Raw genomic sequence first — 22,412 nt, 5'->3', positions numbered from 1 at the left:
CTTTGAGGTCACCGGGCGCCTGCCATGACGTGCGCGCAAGCCTGGTCCATGACGGCGGCGACCCGGCGGACCTGGTCCTCGGTGATGACCAGCGGTGGCGCGACCTGCATCACCGCGCCCATCGGCCGGACCAGGACGCCCCGGCGCATGCACTGCTCGGCCACCTGGCCTGCGAGGGCGTCGCTGGCCAGCTCCACCCCGGCCAGCAGCCCTCGGCCCCGGACGTCCCGGACGGCCGGGTGCCGCCGCAGCCGCCCCAGCTCACCGAGAAGGACGGTGCCGAGCTGGCGGGCGCGCCCGGCGAGGCCGTCGCGGTCGATCACGTCCAGGCAGGCCAGCGCGGCGGCGCACCCCGTCGCATGGCCGGAGGTGGTGTGCCCGTGCCGCAGCCCACCCAGCAGAGGGTCGCCGGCGAAAGCCCCGTAGACAGCCTGCGTGGTGGTGACCGCGGTGAGCGGGAAGTGGCCGCCGGTCAGGTGCTTGCCCGTTGTCACGATGTCCGGGACGACCCCGTCATCGTGCTGGAAGCCGAACATCCGGCCGGTCCGGCCGAGACCGCTCATCACCTCGTCGGCGATCAGCAGCACACCGTGCTCGTCGCACGCCTGCCGCGCCCCGGCCAGGTAGCCGTCAGGCAGCGGGATGACGCCGCCGACCCCAAGGACTGGCTCGATCATCACCGCCGCGACCTGGCCAGCGCCAATCCGGGCGATCATGTCAGCGACATCGCCGGGACCGGGCACCTCGCATTGCTCGTGCGGGACCTCGCCGACGCATGCGGCACAGCGGGGCGTCCGGATCGTCGCGAATCCCTCCGGCAGCGGGCCCGCGCCTGCGCGGCGGAACTCCGAGCCGGTCGCGGCCAGCGCCGCGAGCGTCGCGCCGTGGTACCCGTCGTGCAGTGTGATCACCACGCGCCGCCCAGGCTCGCCGATGAGCTGGTGGTACATGCGGGCGATCCGGATAGCGGCCTCCGTGGCCTCCGACCCTGACCCGGTGAAGAACGTCCGGGTCAGCGGGCCGGGCATCAGGCCCGCCAGCCGCCGAGCAAGCGTGATCGCCGGGGCGGTCGCCCCGCAGGACAGGTCGTAGGTCATAAGCCGGGTCATCTGGGCCGTGACAGCCTCGATGATGGCCGGGTGGCCGTAGCCGAGCGCGGCGTTCAGCGTGCAGGCACGCGCGTCCAGGTACCGGCGCCCGCCGGCATCGGTGACGAAGCAGCCCTCGCCGCGCACCATCAGCGGCCACCGGGCGTCGGCCGGGCTCCACGGATGCCACAGATGCTCGCGGTCCCACCCGAGCAGTTCCCGCGCCTGCCCCGGCACCATGTCACTGATCGCATCCACGGGCATCGCCCTCCTCGGCGTGGCTCGATCCCGCTTCCCGGGCACAGAACCAGCAGAACCCGCCAGGCCGCTGCCTTCCGAGTCCTTTCGCCACTGCGGGTTGCCTGCGGACACGCCCTGCGTGCGACGCTGCGCACGGTAAGCTGTCACCGCGGAAACCGCTGCGAATCGGGCAGACTGGTTGCACGTATAGCGACCGGGAGTATGCATTCTGCGGTGGCGTCGCAATCGACCCCCGCCGGAGGCGCAGGTGACGGGCACCCCCCAGCAGCGCAATCAGGCCCTCGCGACCTGGATCGGCAAGTCGGGCCGCAGCTACCAGCAAATCGCCGACGAGGTTTGCCGCCTCGCGCGCCAGCGCCGCCCACCGGTGAACGCCGCGCCCGACAGCTCGCGGATCAGCCGGTGGGTCTCCGGCGAGCAGCCCCGCGGCGTCATGCCCGACCTCCTCGCCGAGGCCCTCACCGGACTGTGCGGCCTTACCTACCCCCTCAACCGTGCCAGCATCGGCATGGCCTCCGCCTCCTCAGGCCAGAGCAGCGGGCGGCTGCCCTGGCAGCCGGACGCAGTCATCAAAGCGGTACTCGAAACGACCCGCAGCGACCTCACCAGCCCCAACCCGGAGGGAACCGACCTGCTCACCGGCCCTGACCTCCTGGACGCCGTCCGCCCCTGGCTCGACCAGGCCCCCGGCGAGCTTCCCCAACCCGATCGTCCCGGCCGAATTGGCCTGGCCGACGTCGAGAAAATCCGCGCGACCACCGCCGCGTTCCGATCCTGGGACAACCAGCACGGCGGCGGCCTGTCACGCGACGCCGTCGTTGCCCAGCTCAAGGCAACCACCGAACTGCTCTACCACGGCCGGATGACCGAGGCCGTCGGCCGTGAACTGTTCGCCGCCGTCGGCGACCTGGCAAGCGTAGCCGGCTGGATGACCCACGACGCCGGCCGCTCTCCGGAAGGGCAGCGCTACCTCCTGCTCGGCCTGCGCGCCGCCTCCGAGGCTGGCGACACCGGCCTGGCCGCCCACCTCCTCAACTGCCTGGCCCGCATCGCCGGCCACCTCGGCCGCACCAACGACGCCCTGGAGATGGTCCAGCTCGCCCAGTACGGCACTCGCAAGCTCCCACCCGGCCGCATCAAGGCCGTCCTCGCCGCTCTCGAAGCCAGATACCTCGCCATCACCGGTGACATCAGCGGCTTCCACCGCGCAGCAGGAGCGGCGGCCGACGGGTTTTCTGCCGCCGACCCCGACAGCGATCCCGAGTGGGCCCAGTGGTTCGATGCCGCCGAATACCACGCGACCATCGGCATCGCCCACATGCTCGCCGCCCGCCACCGGCCCGGCCTCATCACCACCGCCATCACGATGACCAGCCAGGCCATCCCCCTGCGCCCGGCCGAACGCGCCCGCTCGCGCGCCTTCGACCACATCGGCCTCGCCCGCGCCCACCTCATCGCCCGGGACCTCGACGCCGCCGACCACGCGGCAGCCACCGCCATCGACATCGCCGACGGAGTCACCTCCACCCGCCTGGCCGACCGCATGTCCGAGCTGGACACGGAACTCGCCGCGCTCGGACCCGACCCGGCAGCACACCAGATCCGGGATCGGATCCGCCTGTTCCTCTAGTAGTACTCTCCTCCACGCCCTCGACGTCGACACCAGTCCACGCCAGCCTCATCACCCAAGGTAAGAAACGGGACCCCGCCATCGAGAAGCGAAAAATTACCGCTTCATAGTCATCTACCGACCCGGACCGCGTACTGCCGAGCAGTCCTGCTAACCACCAGCCAACCAACGATCTTCCATCGGGAGACAACCCATAGATCGATTCGCTGAAATTACACCCCGGACCTGGCGAAACGCCTGGTGGCTAGGGGTGGACCTGGGTGGACTTGAACCACCGGCCTCTTCCTTATCAGGGAAGCGCTCTAACCGACTGAGCTACAGGTCCTTGCTGGGCTCCACAGTACCGGATGGCGTCCAGCATCGGACGTGGCGCCCACCATGGGCGTCGGCTTCGACATCACTGATCGCCGAGAACGACCTCGATCCCACCGACCATCTCAGTACACAAGTTGTACAACAACGCACCCAAAGTGGCCAGGGCCGTCATCAGGATCACGTTGATCGCGCCGATGAGCAGTCCAAGCTCCATGGCTCGGGCGAACGACAGCCAGGTGCGGACTCCACCGTTGCTGCCGTCGGTGAGTGTGTCCGCCGCGTTGACCACACTGTCGAACACGCCGATCGAGTTCAGCACAAACCACAGCACCGCCACGGCGACCATCAGGACGACGAACACGCACAGAGAGAACGCGAACGTCAGCCGGGTCACCGACAGCGGATTAACCCGAGTGACGCGCAGCCGGGCACGGCGGCCCTGGCCGGCTGGGCGAACGACGGACGGCCCGGTCGGGGCACCCACTATCGGCCCGGTCGCCGGATCCCTCACGCTTCGTTCTCGAACCGGTGAGCGCGGCACACCGGGCGCTGCCGACGCGCTGGGCGCTGCCGACGCACCGGGCAGGCCGCCCGTCGTGACCGGGCTGGTCGGCGGTGTCCACGTAGCGCGCTCACGGGGTACCGAACCGTCGCCACCCGGTCGCTTGGCGCCGGTCTCCGCCGACGGATTTGCCGCGACGGCTGCCTTCGCACGTCCCGACCCTCCCACACGGCCAGTGTTCTCGCCTGTCATGGCGCGCCCACCCGTACCGCCGGAGGCCGGAGAGAGGCCCCCGGCCTTGCCCTCCGTCGAACCGCCCGCCGTCTTCGTGGGTCTACGCAGCGAAATCGTGTCCGGATCCGGTGTGGGCGTCTCTTTCAGCAGCGTGGTGCGCGATGTCCCCGACGATGAACCAGTACGAGATGACGCGGATGTTGTCACGCCGGTGGCACCCCCGGCCGGCACGGCACTGGCCGCGCGCCCCACACCAGAGATCTTGCCCGATCCGGTCGTGGCGGGCGGTGCGGCCGCAGCCGTGGGCCGGGTGACCGGCCGCCCGGTGGCCGCGGCGCTCGCCGCTGGCCCGGCCGCCGACGGATGCGGTGCCCCCGGCACGAAAGGGCGTGCCGGGCTTTGCCGCTCCGCGGGGGCGTCCGGATCCGCCGCGGGCTCAGGCCGATCAGCACCAGCCCGGGGCCGGTCCGGCTGCTCGCCTGTCCGCCTGTTGGTTTGCGCTGACGAACCGCCGACGCGCGGACGCACACTCGACGACGCCCGCGGCGGCATCCTCGTGTCGGGGATATCCCGTGGCATCCGCAGGTCCCGGATCGCGGATGGGGCCTTCTGCGCTCGCGTGCCGTCATCCTGCGAGCCCGACGCCGCGGCCGAGCCCCGCGCCGGGGCCGAGCCAGCGGCTGTACCCGAACCGCGGCCGGACTTCGAGTCCGGTTTCGTACCGGATCCGGATTCAGGGCCAGGCACCGTGCCAGGGCCGGGCGCACTGCCCTGACCGGTGGCCGGCCGGCTCGAACCCGGGGAACCCCGCCTGTCGTCAGGCGTCTCCTGACCCCGGTCAGGAGACGCCTCCGACCGTGGCAAGGAAGATCCACGCAAGACCGGCGACCGGTTGGTCCGATCGTCATCATTGCTACTCACGGTCTGTCTCCCGCCATGCCCGGCCCATCATCCACATCCGTCCTCAGGCTGAGTCTCCTCCGCCGGGATTGATCGTCGAACTATTGCCCGAACTGTCGTCAACATCAGCATTACGCGCCACTCCGACGACCTGAACGCCAGTCTCCAGATCGATGAGTCGGACCCCCATGGTCTGTCGCTGGGCCCGGCGGACGTCACGGGCGATGGTCCGCAGCACGCCGCCGTTAGAAGTGATCGCGTAAAGCTGGTCGTCCGGACCCACCACCAGGGCACCGACCAGCCCGCCACGAGTGGAGACGATTTTCGCGGTCAGGACGCCCTTACCGCCGCGCCCCTGCACCGGATACTCGCCCAACGACGTCCGCTTGGCATATCCGCCGCTGGTGGCGACCAGCAGGTTCGCCTCCGAGCCAGGCGGAACGACCTCCATCGCGAGCAGCTCGTCGTCGGTGTCGAAACGCATCCCGATAACGCCGGAGGTCGCACGTCCCATCGGGCGTAGCTGCTCGTCGTCGGCATGGAACCGGATCGACTGGGCCTGCCGGCTGACCAGCAACAGGTCGTCGCCAGCGGACACGAGCCGGGCCGCGATCAGCTCGTCGTCGTCGCGCAGGTTGATGGCGACCAGCCCACCGGAGCGGTTCGAGTCGAATTCGGCCAGCGCGGTCTTCTTGCACAGCCCGCGCCGGGTCGCGAGGACCAGGTAGGGAGCCGCCTCGTAATCCTTGATCGCCATCACCTCGGCGATACGCTCGTCCTGGCCGAACGCGAGGATGTTCGCAACGTGCTGGCCCTTGGCCGTACGGGCCTGTTCGGGCAGCTCGTGCGCCTTGGCTCGGTACACCCGGCCCTTGTTGGTGAAGAACAGCAGCCAGTGATGGGTGGTGGTGACGAAGAAATGTTCGACGATGTCGTCCTCGCGCAGCGCCGCGCCCTGCACCCCCTTGCCTCCCCGGCGCTGTGACCGGTAGAGGTCGGTCTTGGTGCGCTTGGCGTAACCGCCGCGGGTGACGGTGACCACGACATCCTCACGGGCGATCAGATCCTCGACGGACATGTCACCCTCGAACGGGACGAGCCTGGTCCGCCGATCGTCACCGAAGCGATCAACGATCTCGGTGAGCTCCTCGCCGATGATCTCCCGCTGCCGGGCCGGCGAGGCGAGGATCGCCTCAAGCTCGGTGATTCTCGCCCGCAGTTCGGCCGCCTCATCGATGATCTTCTGGCGCTCGAGTGCGGCGAGCCGACGCAGCTGCATGTCCAGGATGGCGACCGCCTGGATCTCTGACAGCGAGAACCGCTCCATCAGCTGCCCACGCGCGGCATCCGCCGACTCGGCGTTGCGGATGAGGTTGATCACTTCGTCCAGATGATCAAGAGCGATCAGCAGGCCCTCGAGGACGTGCAGGCGCTCACGGGCCTTACGCAGCTGGTAACGGGTCCGGCGGACAATCACGTCAACCTGGTGGTCGACGTAGTAGCGCACCATCTGGTCCAGCCGCAGGGTGCGCGGCACCCCGTCGACGATCGCCAGCATGTTCACACCGAAGGTGTCCTGCAACTGCGTGTGCTTGTACAGGTTGTTCAGGACGACCTTGGCGACCGCGTCCCGCTTGAGGTCAATGATCAACCGCTGGCCGGTGCGCGCCGAGGTCTCATCCCGGATGTCAGAGATGCCGCTGACACGGTTGTCCCGGACCAGCTCGGCGATCTTCTCCGCGAGGTTGTCGGGGTTGACCTGGTACGGCAGCTCGGTGACGACGAGCTGGGTCCGGCCCTTGTTCTCCTCCACCTGCACGACGGCCCGCATCCGGATGCTGCCGCGCCCGGTACGGTACGCGTCCTCGATGCCCTGGCGGCCGACGATGAGCCCGGACGTAGGAAAGTCCGGCCCCTTGATCAGGCCGATCAGTGCCTCCAACAGCTCTTCGTCGGTGGCGTCGGGGTTCGTCAGGAACCACTTCACACCGTTGGCCACTTCCCGCAGGTTGTGCGGCGGGATGTTGGTCGCCATTCCGACCGCGATACCACCGGCACCGTTGACCAGCAGGTTCGGGAACCGGCTGGGCAGGATCGTCGGCTCCTGTGAACGGCCGTCGTAGTTCGGGGCGAAGTCAACGGTGTCCTGATCGATGTCGCGCAGCATCTCCATCGCCAACGGCGCAAGCCGTGACTCCGTGTAACGCATGGCGGCCGGCGGGTCGTTACCCGGCGAGCCGAAGTTCCCGTTACCGTCGACCAACGGGTAACGCAGCGACCACGGCTGGGCCAGCCGGACCAACGTGTCGTAGATCGCGGAGTCGCCGTGCGGATGGTAGTTACCCATGACATCACCGACAACGCGCGAACACTTGAAGTACCCACGGTCCGGGCGGTACCCGCCGTCGTACATCGCGTAGAGAACCCGTCGGTGCACGGGCTTCAGGCCGTCGCGGACCTCCGGCAACGCCCGGCCGACGATGACCGACATCGCGTAGTCGAGATACGACCGCTGCATCTCGACTTCGATGCCGATGGGTTCGACCCGGTCGCCTGGCGGCGGAGGGAGTACATCGGTCACGCGGGTCCTTCCAGACTGGGGTGGTGAGGGCCGTCAGCAGTACGCGGTAAATATTGTCCGATATTTCCGATGCATTCCAGATGTTCCAGATGTTCCAGATGTTCTAGATGTCGAGAAAGCGGACATCCTTTGCGTTACGCTGAATGAACGATCGCCGTGCGTCGACGTCCTCTCCCATCAGGACGGAGAAGAGCTCGTCCGCCACGGCTGCATCGTCCAGCGTCACCTGCAACAGGATGCGGCGGTCCGGGTCCATGGTCGTGTCCCACAGCTCGGTCGCGTTCATTTCGCCGAGGCCCTTGAAGCGCTGGATCGCGTCCTTGGGCAGCTTGCGCCCGTTCTCGATGCCATGCGCGATCAGGCCATCGCGTTCACGATCGGAGTAGGCGTACTGCCAGTCCTCACGGCCCCATTTGATCTTGTAAAGCGGCGGCTGGGCGAGAAAGACATAACCGGCCTCGACCAGTGGGCGCATGAACCGGAAAAGCAGCGTCAGCAGCAATGTCCGGATGTGCTGGCCGTCGACGTCCGCGTCCGCCATCAGTACGATCTTGTGATAACGCAGTTTGCCCGCGTCGAAGTCGTCGTGGATGCCGCAGCCGAGCGCCTGGATCAACGCCTGGACCTCGGTGTTCTTCAGCACCCGGTCGATCCGGGCCTTCTCGACGTTCAGGATCTTGCCACGTAGCGGCAGGATCGCCTGGAATTTCGAGTCACGGCCGCCCTTGGCCGAGCCACCCGCCGAGTCACCCTCGACGATGTAGAGCTCGCAACGTTCCGGGTCGGTGTACTGGCAGTCCGCGAGCTTGCCCGGCAGGCCCGTCCCGCCGAGCAGACCCTTGCGGCGGGTCAGGTCACGAGCCGCGCGCGCGGCGATCCGCGCCCGCTGAGCGTCCAGCGCCTTGCTGACGATTGCTCGGGCCTCGACGCGGTTGGCCTCGAGCCAGTCCTTCAGCGCCGAGTAGCACATCTCCTGGACGAACCGCTTGGCCTCGCTGTTGCCGAGCTTGGTCTTGGTCTGGCCCTCGAACTGCGGCTGGGCCAGCTTCACCGAGATGATCGCGGTCAGGCCCTCGCGGATGTCGTCACCGGCGAGGCGCTCATCGGGGTTCTTGCCGTTGGCCTTCGGCGGCTTGAGCAGGTTCTGGTCCTTGGCGTAGGCATTGACCGCGCTGGTCAGAGCCGCGCGGAAGCCCTCCTCGTGGGTACCGCCCTCGTGGGTGTTGATGGTGTTGGCGAAGGTGTAGACCGACTCGTTGTAACCGGCGTTCCACTGCATCGCGAGCTCGGCCTCGATGCCGGTGCCCTTGGAGTCCAGCGAGATGACGGTCTTGTGGATCGGGTCCTTGCTCGAGTTGAGATGATCGACAAAGTCGACGAGCCCACCCGCGTAGCAGTAGGTGATCTCGAGGGGCTCCTCGGGCCGCTCATCCCGCAGGCTGATCGCCAGCCCCTTGTTCAGGAACGCCATCTCCTGCAGCCGGCGGGTGAGCGTCTCGTACTTGTAGTCGGTCGTCTCGAAGATCGTGTCGTCCGCCCAGAAGGTGACCGTCGTACCGGTCTTCCTCGTCGATGCGCCTTTGGCCAGCGGTGCGGCTGGCCGGGTGTTCGCGTACGGCTGGAACCAGGTGAAGCCCTCGCGGCGGATCTCGACCTCCAGGCGGGTGGACAGCGCGTTCACCACACTCACGCCGACCCCGTGCAGACCGCCGGACACCGCGTAGGACTTACCATCGAACTTCCCACCGGCGTGCAGGGTGGTCAGCACGACCTCGACCGCCGGACGTTTCTCCGTCGGGTGCTCGCCGACAGGGATACCCCGGCCGTTGTCAGATACTCGCACACCGCCATCGGCGAGCAGCGTCACGCCGATCGTGTCGCAGTAACCGGCAAGCGCCTCATCCACAGCGTTGTCCACAACCTCGTAGACGAGGTGATGAAGACCACGTTCGCCAGTGGAGCCGATGTACATACCCGGACGCTTGCGAACCGCGTCGAGACCCTCAAGAACCTTGATCGAACTTGCATCGTAGGCCACGCGGTATGTCCCCTCGTCCTCAACTGCGAACTACGCGAGAAGCGTCTCCTGATTCTACCTGGCCTCTCTGGCAGGAGGACGCTGGGTGGCCCCTGGTATGCACACAGCGCCACGAACAGCTTTCCATCGAACCCCCGTACGCGGGCTTCCCCCGGATGACGCCTCCGGCTCGATCCGGGGACTCGGCGCTCCTGGCCGGCCACCGATCAGGGGCCACCGGCCCGGGCCAGCGGACGACCTGGTGAATCAGCCGTACGTGTCGCGGGGACCACGACCGCCGGAGGCCTGCAGAGGACCGTGCCGCCAGCTGGGCGCGGTCGGGCCGCGGACCACGATCCGGCGCACCACGCCCGGCCCAAGTTCCTTGTGCAAAGTGACCAGCAGCTGCCGGGACAGCAGCCGCAGCTGCGTGGCCCAAGCCGTTGACTCCGCGGCCAGTTCCAGCTCGCCATCACATAGCGAAACCGGATAGCAGCGCGATGAGATATTCGGGCCGACCAGCGTGTCCCAGCGAGCCAGGACCGTGGCGTCGGTCGCCCGGACCTCCCAGCCTCGGTCCGCGAGCATCCGCCGTACCGCAACGCCGAAAGCGACCGGTTCGGCCCACTCCCGTCCGGGCGCGGCCATCCCGGGCAGGTGCGGACGGCGTCGCGGCTCCCGCCCGGAGCGATCGCCGCCATCCGTCCGCTCGGCGTTACGCCTGCCGGGCACGCTCAGTCCAGGACGTCGACCGGATGCCCGAGCACGGGCATCCTCCTTGGCCTGGGCGAGAACAAGACGGGCCAGGTCCGTGCCGCGCAGGGGGGCATGAGCGGCTGCCCACTCGCTATCGGTGCAATTCTCATCCGGCGACATGGTCCACCCGCCCGTCCACGACTTCGAAACGCGCTCCGGCAAGCGTCACCGGTACGTCCGCGTCGACCGCTGCCGTCACCAGGACCTGCTCGGCTGGCATGACGAGTTCCGCCAGCCGGGCCCGACGGTGCGTGTCGAGCTCGGCGAATACATCGTCCAGCAACAGTACCGGTTCGCGTTGATCATCCCGCAACAGTTCGAATGATGCCAGTTTGAGCGCAAGCGCGAGCGACCACGACTCACCGTGGCTCGCGTATCCCCGTGCTGGCCGGCCGTTGATGAACAGCAACAGTTCGTCGCGGTGCGGGCCGACCAGGGTCACCCCGCGTTCGATCTCCTTCGGCCTGAGCCGGGCGAGCTCGGCGAGCATCGCCTCCTCCAGGGCGGCCCGGCCGCCCTGGGCGGGCGTGCCGGCAATGGGCTCGCCCGGGATGGAGCCGCTGTGGGCACGGCCGATCAGGGGCTGGTCGGGAAGTCCGGCGAGGACCGTCGAATGGTACTCAAGCCTGGTCAGCGTCACCTCCCCGACAGCCGAGACCGAGGCCGGGCTCCGGGTCGGCGCGGGGGACGATGCCACCGCCGAGTAGGCGTTTTCCACCCTGGGCCGCAACGCCTCGACCAGCGCGCCACGCGCCGCCAGCAGTTCGGACCCGTACCGGGCAAGCTGCGCGTCCCAGACGTCCAAGGTACGTAGATCGCTTGTCCGGCCGCCGCGCCGGGCCGCCGCGGCCGTCCGCAGCAACGTCGACCGCTGGCGCAGCACCCTGTCGTAGTCGGCGAGCACGCCGGCCAGCCGTGGTGTCCGGGCCACCAGCAGATCGTCGAGGAAGCGCCGGCGCTCGACCGGGTCACCTCGGACCAGCGCGAGATCCTCCGGGGCGAAGAGCACCATGACCAGCAGCCCCAGGACGTCACGGGGGCGGCCAAGCGGGACCCGGTTGAGCCTTGCCCGGTTTGCCCGGCCTGGAATGATTTCAAGCTCCACCAGCGCGGCCCGGTCACCTCGCACTATCCGCGCGCGCACAGCCGCGCTCGCCGCGCCCTGTCGAACCAACGGCGCGTCTGAGGCCACTCGATGACTACCGAGCGTCGCCAGATAGCCAACGGCTTCCAACAGGTTGGTCTTGCCCTGCCCGTTGGAGCCGACGAACGTGGTCACCCCGGGCGCGAGCAACAGATCCAGCGCGGGATAGGACCTGAAGTCCATCAGTGACAGGTGCGTGAGATGCACGTCACCCGGACAGCCTGATCGGCATGAGCAGATACCGGTAGTCGGGAACCTCGCCGTCATCAGGTGCCTTGCCGGTGAGGATCGCGGGCTTCTTGGCGGCTTCCTCCGCGTCGTCAGCGCTCGCGAAACCGATGTGGACGACGTCGGACTCCACCGCGTTCAGACCGTCAAGCAGGTACGCCGGGTTGAAAGCGATCGACAGGTCTGGTCCGTCATAGCCGATCGGCAGGCTCTCCCGGGCCTGAGCCTCACCACCAGCGCCGGCTTCAAGAACCAGATGATCGGCGGTGAAACCCAGCTGGACCGGAGCGGTACGCGCGGCGACCAGTGCGACACGTTTCACGGCCTCGGCGAACGGGGAGATCTCGATCTGCGCGGTCAACGGCGAGCTGTCAGGCAGCAGACGCTGGTAGGCCGGGAACGATCCGTCCACCAGACGAGTTGTGGTCTGCTTGTCACCACCGGCGAAACCGGCGAGAGCCTCCCCGGACGGACCCGATCCGAGCGCGATCGCGACCTCCGCTCCGGACCCTGACAACGATTTTGCCGTGTCGCTGAGCGTACGCGCCGGCACCATCGCAATGCCCTCGACCGTTTCGGATGTAGGTCGCCACTTCATTCTCCGGACGGCAAGCCGATAACGGTCGGTAGCGGCCAGCGTGAGCGTCTCGCCATTGATCTCGAGACGGACACCGGTGAGCACCGGCAGGGTGTCGTCCTTGCCCGCGGCCACCGCGACCTGGGAGACAGCTCCGGCGAAAGCGGCCCCTTCGATGTGACCGGTCACCGCCGGCATCGGCGGCAACGTCGGGTAGTCGTCGACGGACATGGTCGGCAGGGTGAAACGCGCGCTACCACAGGTAAGTACCACTCGGGCACCGTCGGTTGCCAATTCGATCGGCGCCGATGGAAGAGCTTTGGTGATCTCCGCGAGGAGCTTACCGGATACCAACGCCCGGCCCTCCTCGGCGATCGCCGCCGCTGTCCCGCACTGCGCGGCCACTTCGTAGTCGAAAGCGGCGATCTTCAATGCTGGACCGGTCGCGTCCAGCATAAGACCGGCAAGGACCTGAAGCTGGGAGGTCGCACGGGTCGGCAACGTGCGCGCCGCCCACGCCACGGCATCGGTGAAGTCGTCCCGTTCAACCCGGAACTTCATGATTCGCCCTTCTGGATGGTGCTGTTCGCGTGCGCTGAGGCGTTCCAGCATCGCAGGCGCCCGCGCCGGGTGCGCCGCGGGGCTGGCATGGCGGGTCAGGGCCGCTCCGAGGCGGGGGAGCGCGTCGAAGACGGAAAGTGACTGATCAGCGATCTTTATCGCGTTATCCCCAGGCCCCACTGGTTCTGGATTGTGTTTTCTGAAAAATGATCTAGTCCGTCGTAATAGTAGGGGCGGTGGATACTGGGGATAACCAGGCCGATCCGCAGCTCACAGGGCTGATTGAGCGGTGCGGATGCTGTGGGTAACGCTGTGCACAGTGCCGGTGGTTTTCCACTGCCGGTCCGGTTGTCCCCAGCTGTGCCCCCGCTGTACAGAGTTTGTCCACTGTTTGTGCACAGTTTCTGCACAGCCTGTCCCCACTACGCAGCGCTTACGCCGGGACTTCGCAGCGGTTTGCGGACACGCGGTGGGGGCGGGATCAGACGTGTCTGATCCCGCCCCCACATCCCGCATTCCACAGGGTTTTCCACAAGCTGTGCACAAGGCTCCACCGGTACACCGAGGTTGACGCGACCGCTCCCTACCCCGGATCCGCCCGGCTCATGCCTGTCGTGTCTGTGCCCGGATCCGGTTCGTCAATTCGGTGACCTGGTTGTAGATGGCACGGCGTTCGGCCATGAGCCCGCGGATCTTTCGGTCCGCGTGCATCACCGTGGTGTGGTCACGGCCACCGAAGTGCTGACCGATTTTCGGCAGCGACAGGTCGGTCAGTTCCCGGCACAGGTACATCGCGATCTGTCGGGCGGTGACCAGGACCCGGCTGCGGGAGGTGCCACACAGGTCTTCCATGGACACACCGAAGTACGTCGCGGTCGCGTTCATGATCGCCGCTGCGGTGATCTCCGGGTCGGTCGCGTCCGGGATGAGATCACGCAGCACGATCTCGGCCAGGGTCCGGTCGACATGGGACTTGTTCAGGCTCGCGAACGCCGCGACCCGGATCAGCGCGCCCTCCAGCTCACGGATGTTGCGCTCGATATGCGTGGCGATGTACTCCAGCACGTCACCGGGGACGGGCAGCCGCTCGGTCGCGGCCTTCTTCGACAGGATCGCGATCCTGGTCTCCAGGTCCGGTGGGGTGACGTCGGTGATCAGACCCCATTCGAACCGGCTGCGCAGCCGGTCCTCCAGCGCGGACAGCTGCTTGGGGGAGCGGTCGGAGGAGATGACGATCTGTTTCTCGGTGTCGTGCAGGACGTTGAAGGTGTGGAAGAACTCCTCCTGCGTCCGTTCCTTGTTTTCCAGGAACTGGATGTCGTCGACGAGCAGCACGTCGACGTCGCGGTAGCGGCGTTGGAAGGCCTGCTGGCGGTCGTCCCGGATGGAGTTGATGAAGTCGTTGGTGAACTCCTCCGAGCTCACGTACTTCACTCGTGACTCTGGGTAGAGCTTCAGGGTGTAGTGGCCGATCGCGTGAAGCAGGTGGGTCTTACCGAGCCCCGAGTCACCATAAATAAACAGCGGATTGTACGCTTTTGCCGGCGCTTCGGCGACGGCCACAGCGGCCGCGTGCGGGAACCGGTTGCTGTCACCGATAACGAACGTCTCGAACACATACCGGGGGTTCAGCCGGGCCGGTTCGTACGCTCTGGGCGCTGGGTCGCGGCCGAGGCCCGGCGTGATCCGGGCGGCGGGGGGGGGCGTGGCCGCCGGCTCCGGCAGCATGATCGGCCCGGTCATCGGCTCCGGGTCGGGCAGGTGCTCAACCGTGACGGCGACGCGGATTTCTCGTCCATAGGCTGTGGACAAAGCTGTGGACAGAAACGGTCGGAGGCGGGAGTCGAGCAGATCCTTGGTGAACTCGTTCGGCGCGGCGAGCAGCGCTGTGTCCTGAACCAAGCCGAGTGGACGGGTCAGCCGCAGCCATGCCCGCTGCTGCCCTGACAGGGTACCGTCCGCCACGCCGGCGACAGCCTGTCCCCATACCGCGGACAGATCTGGTTCGCCGGCAGGCACCGGGCCTGCCATGCCGGCGAATGGGTCGGCGCTGAGGTCGGTCACGAGCGAGGCTCCTCCGGACGGTCGGACGGTCGGACACCTGCTGGATGTGCCCGCCGAGGGGATAGTTCTCCACATGGTCGTCCACAGCTGTGTACGACCATGACACTCCACCCGGTGTGGCGCCCCTCCGGTGCCTCGGACAGCGGCTGTCACCGCCCTTCCCGCCCGAGTGACGCGAGGCTTGATAGTGTCAGGCGTCAGGTTGTGGCGACCGTGGGCTGTTCGGTGTGTCCCGTGCCGCCGCCACCGTCCTTGTTGTCCTTTGCCCGTCTGGCGTCCGGAGTCTTCTGTGAGCAAGCGCACCTTCCAGCCGAACAACCGTCGGCGTGCCAAGACGCATGGGTTCCGGCTCCGGATGCGGACCCGTGCCGGCCGCGCGGTGCTCTCGGCCCGTCGCCGCAAGGGTCGTAGCGAGTTGTCCGCCTGAGATTCACCGCGTCGCGATCCCTCCCGCGTCATGCTGCCCGTTCGGAATCGTGTCCGGACCAGGGCCGAGCATGCCCAGGTCGGTCGCGGTGGGCACCGGATCCGCAGCGGTCCGCTTGTTGTCCACAGCCTGGCTGTGGACAACAAGGCTGGCAGCCATCACCCTGTGGATAACGTGAATGAACCGGCCGCTCTTTCTCCCCCACGGGTGGGTTTTGCCGTGGGCCGCAAGGTGGGCAATGCCGTCGTCCGCAACCGGGTCCGTCGGCGGCTTCGCGAGCAGATGCGCGCCCGATTGGATCAGGTACCGCCAGGGACGTTGGTGATCGTGCGTGCCTTACCGGACAGCGCCACCGCATCCTCGGCTGAGCTCGGTCGTGCCCTCGACCGGGCATTGCGCGAGCGGGCGTCCCGCGGCCGCTCCGGTAGCGCATCCGGGCAGCGGGACAGGCCCGCCGCAGCTGTCGACCGGCACCGTCGATGACTACGGGCACCTGCGGTCTTCTCCTGCTCGGCCTGCTCACGGCGGCTGACCTGGCCGTGGCGACCCACATCGCGGCCACGATCGCGCCGCGGGTGTCTCGTGGTTCTGACGGTACGGTACGCAGCCCACTTGCCTGGCTGCTGCTTACTATGATCAGAATCTATCGGACGGCCTGCTCTGGGCGCACTACAGGCGTCTGCCGCTTCGAGCCGTCCTGCAGCGCCTACGGACTTGAGGCGGTGCGCCGTTACGGGGGAGTCCGAGGCGGTCTGTTGACCGCATACCGGCTGCTGCGGTGCCAGCCGATGTCCGTCGGCGGCTATGACCCGGTCCCGACGCGCAATGTGGTCCCGACGCGCGACCCGGGCTCGGGCCGCGCCCCCAAGCACCCGCACAAGCCGACCGCGTCCCACCCTGGCACGAGGGCCAGCCGTGGCACGAGGGTCTAAGGAGACAGGCCAGTGTTGGATCCCCTCTACCATCTCGCGGCACACGCGATCGTCTTCTTCCATGGTGGCTTCGGGCCGATCTTCGGTCAGGACAGCTTCTTCGCGTGGTCGTTCTCCGTTGTCCTGCTGGTGGTCTGTGTCCGTATTCTGATCTTTCCTCTGTTTGTCCGGCAGGTGAAGTCGCAGCGGACGATGCAGCTGATGCAGCCCAAGATCAAGGAAATCCGGGAGAAGCACGGGCATGACAAGCAGCGGATGAACGCTGAGATCATGGCCTTGCAGAAGGAGCATGGCAACCCGCTGCTCGGCTGTCTGCCGATCGTGTTGCAGATCCCGCTGTTCATCTCGTTGTTCCATGTGTTCAGCCATCTTCAGCCGGTGATGCGGCCGGGCGGCCTGCTGGAGTGGGCGCCTCGGGTGGGGCTGTCCGCCCATCAGGTACAGCAGATCGCCGAGGCCAAGCTGCTCGGTGTCTCACTGTCGACCTCGTTCACCTCGTCATCGAGCTTTCTCGACTTCGTCCAGGCCAACGGGACGAACGTCAAGATTTTTGCGGTCGTCCTGATCCTGCTCATGGGCGCGACCACGTTCCTGACCCAGAAACAGATCATGGCGCGGGCCGGGTCCGTTGACCCGCAACAGGCCATGGTGCAGAAGGTGCTGCTTTACGGCTCGCCGGTGATGCTGGCGGTGTTCGGCTTCCGCTTCCCGATCGCTGTCCTGCTCTACTGGCTCACCACCAACCTGTGGAGCATGGGCCAGCAGTTCTTTGTCATCAAGAAGATGCCGCCGCTGCTGCCGCAGGCGGCGAACGGGCGCGTGCCCGGCGCCCGGGTGGAGACCGGCAATGCCAAGGGCAAGACGCTCGAGCCGCCGGCGCGGCCCGCGCCCGGAGCACGCCCGGCGCCCGGTGCCCGTCCCACGGCGAAGGCCAAGAACCGTCCCAAGCCCACCGCGGACGCGCCGGCCTCGGATTCGTCCGCCGATCCCTCGCCCGCGGCATCCCTGACCAAGGGCACGAACAAGTCCACCGGCAAGGCTCCGCCCGGCACCCGTTCGCCCGGAAGCAACGGGCGGCCTTCCACGGTGGCTGGCAACACGGCTGGCAGGGTGTCGCCAGCGGCCGAGAACGGTTCCGTCCAGGACAACCGGACGGTGCCGGACGGCGAAGCCAAGACCCATTCGGCGGGTGCACCCGGGGTGGCGGCTGGCGCACGGCGTCCCCCCGGCGGTTCCCGTCCCGCCAAGCGGCGCGGGAAGGGCGGGCGGCCCGGGGGGCGGCGTTGACCGGCTCCCGCGGCCATCGGATTCTCGCCCGCCGGACCTCCGGCAACAGACGTCTACCCTCGAAGGAGCTGTTCTGATGACTGGTTCGGCACCCGAGCTGACCGCTGACAGCGCCGGGGCTACCGAGGGCGGTGACCCGGTTCCGGCCCCGGCCCTGGCCGCTGAGACGCCTGTGAACGGTCGGCAGCGTATCGCCGATCTGGAGCAGGAGGGCGAGATCGCGGCGGACTATCTGGAGGCTCTGCTCGACATCGTGGACATGGACGGTGACCTCGACCTCGATGTGGAGGGGGAGCGGGCTGTCGTCGCAGTCGTGGGGGAGGGCCTGGAGCTCCTGGTGGGTGCCCGGGGGGAGACACTGGAGGCGTTGCAGGAGCTCACCCGGCTCGCGGTGCTCCAGAAGACCGGCGTTCGCAGCCGGCTCATGTTGGATGTCGGTGGTCACCGTGCCCGGCGCCGTGCCGAACTGCGAGAGCTCGCCACAGCGGTCGCCGCGCGGGTGCGGGCCGGCGGCCAGCCGGAGAAGCTGAAGCCGATGACGCCGTTCGAGCGCAAGGTCGTTCATGACCTCATCGCGACGCTGGACGGTGTGGCCAGTGAGTCCGAAGGGGAAGACCCCCAGCGCCGGGTGGTCATTCTCCCCGTGGGCTGACTGCGTTCCTGTCTGTTTTCCGCCTGTCTGCCGTGATCCGCCGAACACGGCAGACAAGCGCGGATGAGCCGCTCACTGATCGAACGCCCTGTCCTCGGGCGCTCTAAACAAACATTGTCACCGCCGCGCCGTCGGGCTGCCGGGGTTTGTGAGGACCAGCGGCGCGAGTGGCCCGGTGCTGGTGCTGGAAGCCGCGGTCCCGCCCGTAGGGACTTCCAGCGGGCGGACCCCGAGTGGTACGGGATCGGCCTCGGCCAGGTCACCGACGGAGGGGATCAGCTCGCCGTTCAGGACACGGTTCATCCTGTCCGTGTCGAGAGCACCCTCCCATTGTGCGATCACAAGGGTGGCGAGGCTGTTGCCGCAGACATTGGTGAGCGCACGGCATTCGGACATGAACCGGTCGATGCCGAAGATGAGCATGATGCCCGCGACCGGGATTGTTCCCACTGTGGACAGGGTGGCGGCCAGGATGATGAACCCGGAGCCGGTGACTCCCGCAGCGCCCTTGGAGGTGAGCAGGAGCACGCCGATGATGGCGAGCTGCTGACCGAGGGACAGCCCGATGTCGAGGGCCTGGGCAACATAGAGTGCGGCCAGCGTCAGATAGATGCAGGTGCCGTCAAGGTTGAACGAATATCCGGTCGGCACGGTGAGCCCGACGATCTGGTGCGGTGCGCCGGCGTGTTCGAGCTTGCGCATGAGCTGCGGCAACACCGACTCGGATGATGACGTACCAAGGACGATCAGTAGTTCGTCCTTGAGGTAGCGGAGGAGTTTCAGCATGTTTATCCCGCATGCCGCGGCGATGACGCCGAGTATGACGATCACAAAAAACGCCGATGTTCCGTAGAAGATCGCGATCAGCTTTCCGAGGCTTTTCAACGTATGTAGTCCGTACTTGCCGGTCGTGAAGGCGATCGCGCCGAAGGCGCCGACCGGGGCTGCATACATGATGATCCGCAGCACCTGGAACAGTGCCTTGCTCAGCCGCTCGATACCGTACGCGATCGGCGTGCTCGTGGGGCCGCTCAGATTGAGGGCGATGCCGAACAGTACCGAGAAGAACAGGATCTGGAGCGTGGCACCGTTCGCGAAGGCGCCGACCACGCTGTTGGGCACAAGGTCGGTGAGGTAGTGCCCCCAGCCTGGGTCCTTACCCTGCGAGATATAACTGCCGACCGTTTTCGAAACCGAGATCGTCCTGGCATTGGCATGTACGCCCTTCCCCGGCTGGAGCACATTCATGACCACCAGGCCGAGAATCAGAGCGAGGGTGGTGGCGAACTCGAAGTACCCGATCGTTCGCAGGCCGAGGCGGCCGACCCGACGCAGATCACCGACCTGCGCGATTCCTCCGACGACTGTGCAGAAGATGATCGGGCCGACAATCATCTTGATTGCGTCGACGAATGTCGTGCCAAGTGGCTGCAGGTTCTCTCCGAGCTTCGGAAAAAGACCTCCCACGGCGATACCAGCCGCGATGCCGATCAGGACCCACGGGTAGAGCTGGCGGTACCAGCTCCTTCGGACACCGTTGCTGGCGGCGGGCGCATGGACGGTCATCGGTTCCTCCTCTACCGGCGGAGCCTCGTCTCGCCAGCGAGGACCGCCGATCTGTTGTCGACTGGGCCGAACAGTGACAGCAGTCACAGGGCATCCCGCGCTTTCGTTCATATCGGTCATGGCGGCGGCCCATGACCGACGACAGGACTGGATGACCGGGGTCACACTGGGATGCGTGCGGCGGATTTATGATCATTCGTACCCCGGGCCTCGGTGGGTGCGGCGATTATGCTGGCGCAGCCTCGCCGGGCAGGTGCTGGTCGTCCAGGTCATCGTCGTTACCGTGCTTGTTGCCGCCGCGACGGCAGCGTTCGTTGTCCAGGCCAGGCGCGGAGAACGGGATGCCGCCCGCGGTAAGGCACTGGCCGTCGCCACGGCATTCGCCCAGTCGCCGGGGCTCGTGGCGGCACTGCGGTCCCCTGATGTGAGTGCCACGCTGCAGCCCCGTGCCGAAGCGACCCGCCGTGCGACCGGGGTGGACTTCGTTGTGGTGATGAGTCCGGCTGGTGTGCGCTACACCCATCCGGACCCGGCTCGGATCGGCGGCGTTTTCGTGGGCCACATTGCGGCTGCCGCGCGTGGCAAGGCGTTCACGGAGACCTACACCGGCACGCTCGGACCATCCGTTCGGGCGGTGGTGCCCGTCCTCGACGAGCGAGGAGATGTTGCCGGCATGGTGGCAGCCGGGATCACCCTCGAGCGGATCTCCGCCACGCTGCGACGCCAGCTGCCGGTGCTGATCGGAACCGCGGCTGCGGTGCTCATCCTCGCGGCATGTGGTGAGGTGCTGGTCAGCAGGCGGCTGCGGCGCCAGACCAGGAGCCTGCGCGTAGCAGAGATCGTCCGGCTGTATGAGCATCACGAGGCGGTCCTGCACGCGGTGCGGGAAGGTTTACTGGTCGTCGGCACCGACCACCGGCTGCTGCTCGCCAACGACGAGGCCGTGCGGTTGCTGGGTCTGCCCGCGATGGCAGATGGCCGGCCAGTGCGTGACCTGCTCGTTGCGGGCTCCCTGGCCGAGCTGCTGGATTCTGGGCGACGGGCCACCGACGAGATCCACCTGGCCGGTGACCGGGTGCTCGCGGTCAACCAGACACCGGCCAGCCGCGATGGCCGTCCGCTGGGAACTGTGACGACACTGCGTGACTCGACAGAGCTCTTGGCGCTCACCGGTGAGCTTGACTCCGTACGCGGGTTCGCCGATGCGCTGCGTGCTCAGGCCCACGAGGCCGCCAACCGGTTGCATACCGTCGTGACCCTCATTGAGCTGAACCGGGAACAGGAGGCCATCGAGTTCGCGACCGAGGAGCTCGCCGCATCCCAGCAGCTCGCCGACCGGCTGCTGACCGCCCTGGACGAACCTGTTCTGGCCGCGCTGCTGCTCGGTAAGGCCGCGCAGGCACATGAGCACGGCATTGATTTCGTCATCACCGATGACACCCAGTTGCACGCTACCCAGCCGTATGCCACCCCGGTCGACCCGCGTGCGCTCGTCACCATGGTCGGCAATCTTGTGGACAACGCCGTGGACGCCGCGCTGGCCGGGCAACCGCCGCGGTGGGTCGCGGTGACGGTCCGGATCGTAGGTGAGGTGACTGGGGAGGACGGCGAGGGGGAGCGGGAGGAGCTGGTGGTCCGGGTAGCCGACAGCGGTCCCGGCCTGGAGCCGGCCCGGACGGCGGCGGCGTTCGCGCGTGGCTGGTCGACCAAGGCCGGCGGCGCGCTCCACGGCCGCGGCCTCGGGCTCGCCCTGGTCCAGCAGGTTGTGGCCAGGTATGGCGGCCGGATTGATGTCACCAACGACCGCGGAGCGGTCTTCACCGTCCGGCTCCCGCTCGAACCGGTCGTGGGGGCACTGCCCGCGGTGCGGGCAGTGCCGTGAGGGCAGGCGCGGTGACCAGGCCCGTTGAGCCCGGCGGGGGCATCCGCGTCCTGGTGGTGGAGGACGACCCGCTGATCGCCGAAGCGCATCAAACCTACGTCGAGCGGATACCGGGCTTCGCTGTCGCGGGTGTGGCCGACCGTGGCGGTGAGGCGTTACGGCTCGTTGCGCAGACCCCGGTCGACTTGGTGCTGCTCGACTTCTATCTACCGGACATGGGCGGTCTGGATGTCTGCCGCGCGCTGCGCGGGCGCGGGGCGCCGGTCGATGTCATCGCCGTCACGTCCGCCCGCGATCTCGCGGTGGTGCGGACAGCCGTTGCCTACGGCGTGGTTCAGTATCTGCTCAAGCCGTTCAGTTTCGCGACCTTCCGGGAGCGGCTCGAGCGCTACGTCGACTACCGTCGGCGGATCGCCGGGACGGGCGTACAGCCCGGCCCCGGGGGCGTGGCTCAGCATGACGTCGACCGGGCGCTGGCCGCGCTGCGTGAACCGATTCCCGCCGAGGCACCGAAGGGCCTGTCCGCGGTGACACTCGATATGGTGATCGGCCAGCTCCGGGCCGCTGGCGCTCCGCTGTCCGCGGTGGAGGTCGCTGACGTCGTCGGTATCTCCCGTGTCACGGCCAGGCGCTATCTTGAGCACCTCGCCGGCCAGCACCTCGCCAGCCGGACGCAGCGTTACGGTACTACCGGCCGGCCCGAGTCCCGCTATCGTTGGACAGGCCGGTGAGAACAGACCCTGCGGTGCGTTGACCGGCTGATGCTTCGGTAGACACCGGCATCCGGCCCCTGAAGCAGCCCGCCAGC

General features: G+C 67.5%; 18 protein-coding genes and 1 tRNA gene. 9 read left to right on the top strand and 10 right to left on the bottom strand.

Annotated elements, in window-relative coordinates:
* Nucleotides 1-8: 8 nt before the first annotated feature.
* Nucleotides 9-1,352 carry an aspartate aminotransferase family protein gene (locus tag MJ797_RS02130; protein ID WP_239331279.1) on the bottom strand — a complete coding sequence of 448 codons (1,344 nt, stop codon included), beginning with the start codon at nucleotides 1,350-1,352 and terminating at the stop codon, nucleotides 9-11.
* Between the two features lie 244 nt (nucleotides 1,353-1,596).
* Between MJ797_RS02130 and MJ797_RS02125 the strand changes: the two genes are divergently transcribed.
* Nucleotides 1,597-2,979 (top strand): hypothetical protein, encoded by a 1,383-nt coding sequence (locus MJ797_RS02125; RefSeq protein ID WP_239331277.1) that lies wholly within the window; start codon nucleotides 1,597-1,599, stop codon nucleotides 2,977-2,979.
* Nucleotides 2,980-3,230: 251 nt separating this feature from the next.
* Here MJ797_RS02125 and MJ797_RS02120 read toward each other — a convergent pair.
* Nucleotides 3,231-3,304: transfer RNA gene (locus MJ797_RS02120), tRNA-Ile, on the bottom strand.
* 72 nt (nucleotides 3,305-3,376) lie between these two features.
* Nucleotides 3,377-3,805, bottom strand: coding sequence for a DUF3566 domain-containing protein (locus tag MJ797_RS02115; protein ID WP_239331275.1), 429 nt, complete (start codon nucleotides 3,803-3,805; stop codon nucleotides 3,377-3,379).
* Between the two features lie 355 nt (nucleotides 3,806-4,160).
* On the opposite strand from MJ797_RS02115, the gene MJ797_RS02110 reads away from it, so the two are divergent.
* On the top strand, nucleotides 4,161-4,805 hold the full coding sequence (locus MJ797_RS02110) for a hypothetical protein (RefSeq protein WP_239331273.1): 645 nt from the start codon (nucleotides 4,161-4,163) through the stop codon (nucleotides 4,803-4,805).
* 189 nt (nucleotides 4,806-4,994) lie between these two features.
* On the opposite strand, the gene gyrA is transcribed toward MJ797_RS02110, so the two are convergent.
* From gyrA to dnaA, 6 genes are all read right to left on the bottom strand, one after another.
* A complete protein-coding gene (gene gyrA / locus MJ797_RS02105) occupies nucleotides 4,995-7,511 on the bottom strand; it encodes a DNA gyrase subunit A (protein WP_239331271.1) in 2,517 nt (838 codons plus the stop codon).
* A gap of 103 nt (nucleotides 7,512-7,614) precedes the next feature.
* Complete coding sequence (gene gyrB, locus MJ797_RS02100; RefSeq protein ID WP_239331269.1) at nucleotides 7,615-9,549, bottom strand: DNA topoisomerase (ATP-hydrolyzing) subunit B; 1,935 nt, start codon at nucleotides 9,547-9,549, stop codon at nucleotides 7,615-7,617.
* Between the two features lie 246 nt (nucleotides 9,550-9,795).
* Nucleotides 9,796-10,404 carry a DUF721 domain-containing protein gene (locus MJ797_RS02095; RefSeq protein WP_239331267.1) on the bottom strand — a complete coding sequence of 203 codons (609 nt, stop codon included), beginning with the start codon at nucleotides 10,402-10,404 and terminating at the stop codon, nucleotides 9,796-9,798.
* Nucleotides 10,391-11,635, bottom strand: coding sequence for a DNA replication/repair protein RecF (locus tag MJ797_RS02090; protein WP_239331265.1), 1,245 nt, complete (start codon nucleotides 11,633-11,635; stop codon nucleotides 10,391-10,393). The genes MJ797_RS02095 and MJ797_RS02090 overlap by 14 nt, the downstream gene beginning before the upstream one ends.
* Before the next feature lies 1 nt (nucleotide 11,636).
* Nucleotides 11,637-12,794, bottom strand: coding sequence for a DNA polymerase III subunit beta (dnaN, locus tag MJ797_RS02085; RefSeq protein ID WP_239331335.1), 1,158 nt, complete (start codon nucleotides 12,792-12,794; stop codon nucleotides 11,637-11,639).
* Nucleotides 12,795-13,397: 603 nt separating this feature from the next.
* Nucleotides 13,398-14,858 (bottom strand): chromosomal replication initiator protein DnaA, encoded by a 1,461-nt coding sequence (gene dnaA, locus MJ797_RS02080; protein WP_239331263.1) that lies wholly within the window; start codon nucleotides 14,856-14,858, stop codon nucleotides 13,398-13,400.
* Between the two features lie 289 nt (nucleotides 14,859-15,147).
* On the opposite strand from dnaA, the gene rpmH reads away from it, so the two are divergent.
* The 5 genes from rpmH to MJ797_RS02055 all read left to right on the top strand — a co-directional run bounded on the left by rpmH (nucleotide 15,148) and on the right by MJ797_RS02055 (nucleotide 18,156).
* Nucleotides 15,148-15,285, top strand: a complete 138-nt coding sequence (rpmH, locus tag MJ797_RS02075; protein WP_013871596.1) for a 50S ribosomal protein L34 — start codon at nucleotides 15,148-15,150, stop codon at nucleotides 15,283-15,285.
* A 30-nt stretch (nucleotides 15,286-15,315) separates the two neighbouring features.
* Nucleotides 15,316-15,768, top strand: coding sequence for a ribonuclease P protein component (gene rnpA, locus MJ797_RS02070; protein ID WP_239331261.1), 453 nt, complete (start codon nucleotides 15,316-15,318; stop codon nucleotides 15,766-15,768).
* Nucleotides 15,765-16,217, top strand: coding sequence for a membrane protein insertion efficiency factor YidD (gene yidD, locus MJ797_RS02065; RefSeq protein ID WP_239331259.1), 453 nt, complete (start codon nucleotides 15,765-15,767; stop codon nucleotides 16,215-16,217). Before rnpA ends, yidD begins: the two co-directional genes overlap by 4 nt.
* Before the next feature lie 12 nt (nucleotides 16,218-16,229).
* Complete coding sequence (gene yidC, locus MJ797_RS02060; RefSeq protein ID WP_239331257.1) at nucleotides 16,230-17,504, top strand: membrane protein insertase YidC; 1,275 nt, start codon at nucleotides 16,230-16,232, stop codon at nucleotides 17,502-17,504.
* A gap of 76 nt (nucleotides 17,505-17,580) precedes the next feature.
* Nucleotides 17,581-18,156 (top strand): R3H domain-containing nucleic acid-binding protein, encoded by a 576-nt coding sequence (locus MJ797_RS02055; protein WP_239331255.1) that lies wholly within the window; start codon nucleotides 17,581-17,583, stop codon nucleotides 18,154-18,156.
* A 117-nt stretch (nucleotides 18,157-18,273) separates the two neighbouring features.
* Here MJ797_RS02055 and dctA read toward each other — a convergent pair whose 3' ends face one another.
* On the bottom strand, nucleotides 18,274-19,722 hold the full coding sequence (dctA, locus tag MJ797_RS02050) for a C4-dicarboxylate transporter DctA (RefSeq protein WP_239331252.1): 1,449 nt from the start codon (nucleotides 19,720-19,722) through the stop codon (nucleotides 18,274-18,276).
* Between the two features lie 151 nt (nucleotides 19,723-19,873).
* Between dctA and MJ797_RS02045 the strand changes: the two genes are divergently transcribed.
* Both MJ797_RS02045 and MJ797_RS02040 read left to right on the top strand, forming a co-directional pair.
* On the top strand, nucleotides 19,874-21,604 hold the full coding sequence (locus tag MJ797_RS02045; protein ID WP_239331249.1) for a sensor histidine kinase: 1,731 nt from the start codon (nucleotides 19,874-19,876) through the stop codon (nucleotides 21,602-21,604).
* Between the two features lie 11 nt (nucleotides 21,605-21,615).
* Entirely contained in the window at nucleotides 21,616-22,335 is a 720-nt protein-coding gene (locus tag MJ797_RS02040) for a response regulator (protein ID WP_239331246.1), read from the top strand.
* The last annotated feature ends 77 nt before the right edge of the window (nucleotides 22,336-22,412 follow it).

This window comes from Protofrankia sp. CiP3, from assembly GCF_917627345.1.
Lineage (GTDB): Bacteria > Actinomycetota > Actinomycetes > Frankiales > Frankiaceae > Protofrankia.
This window is presented reverse-complemented; position numbering and strand designations above follow the sequence as displayed.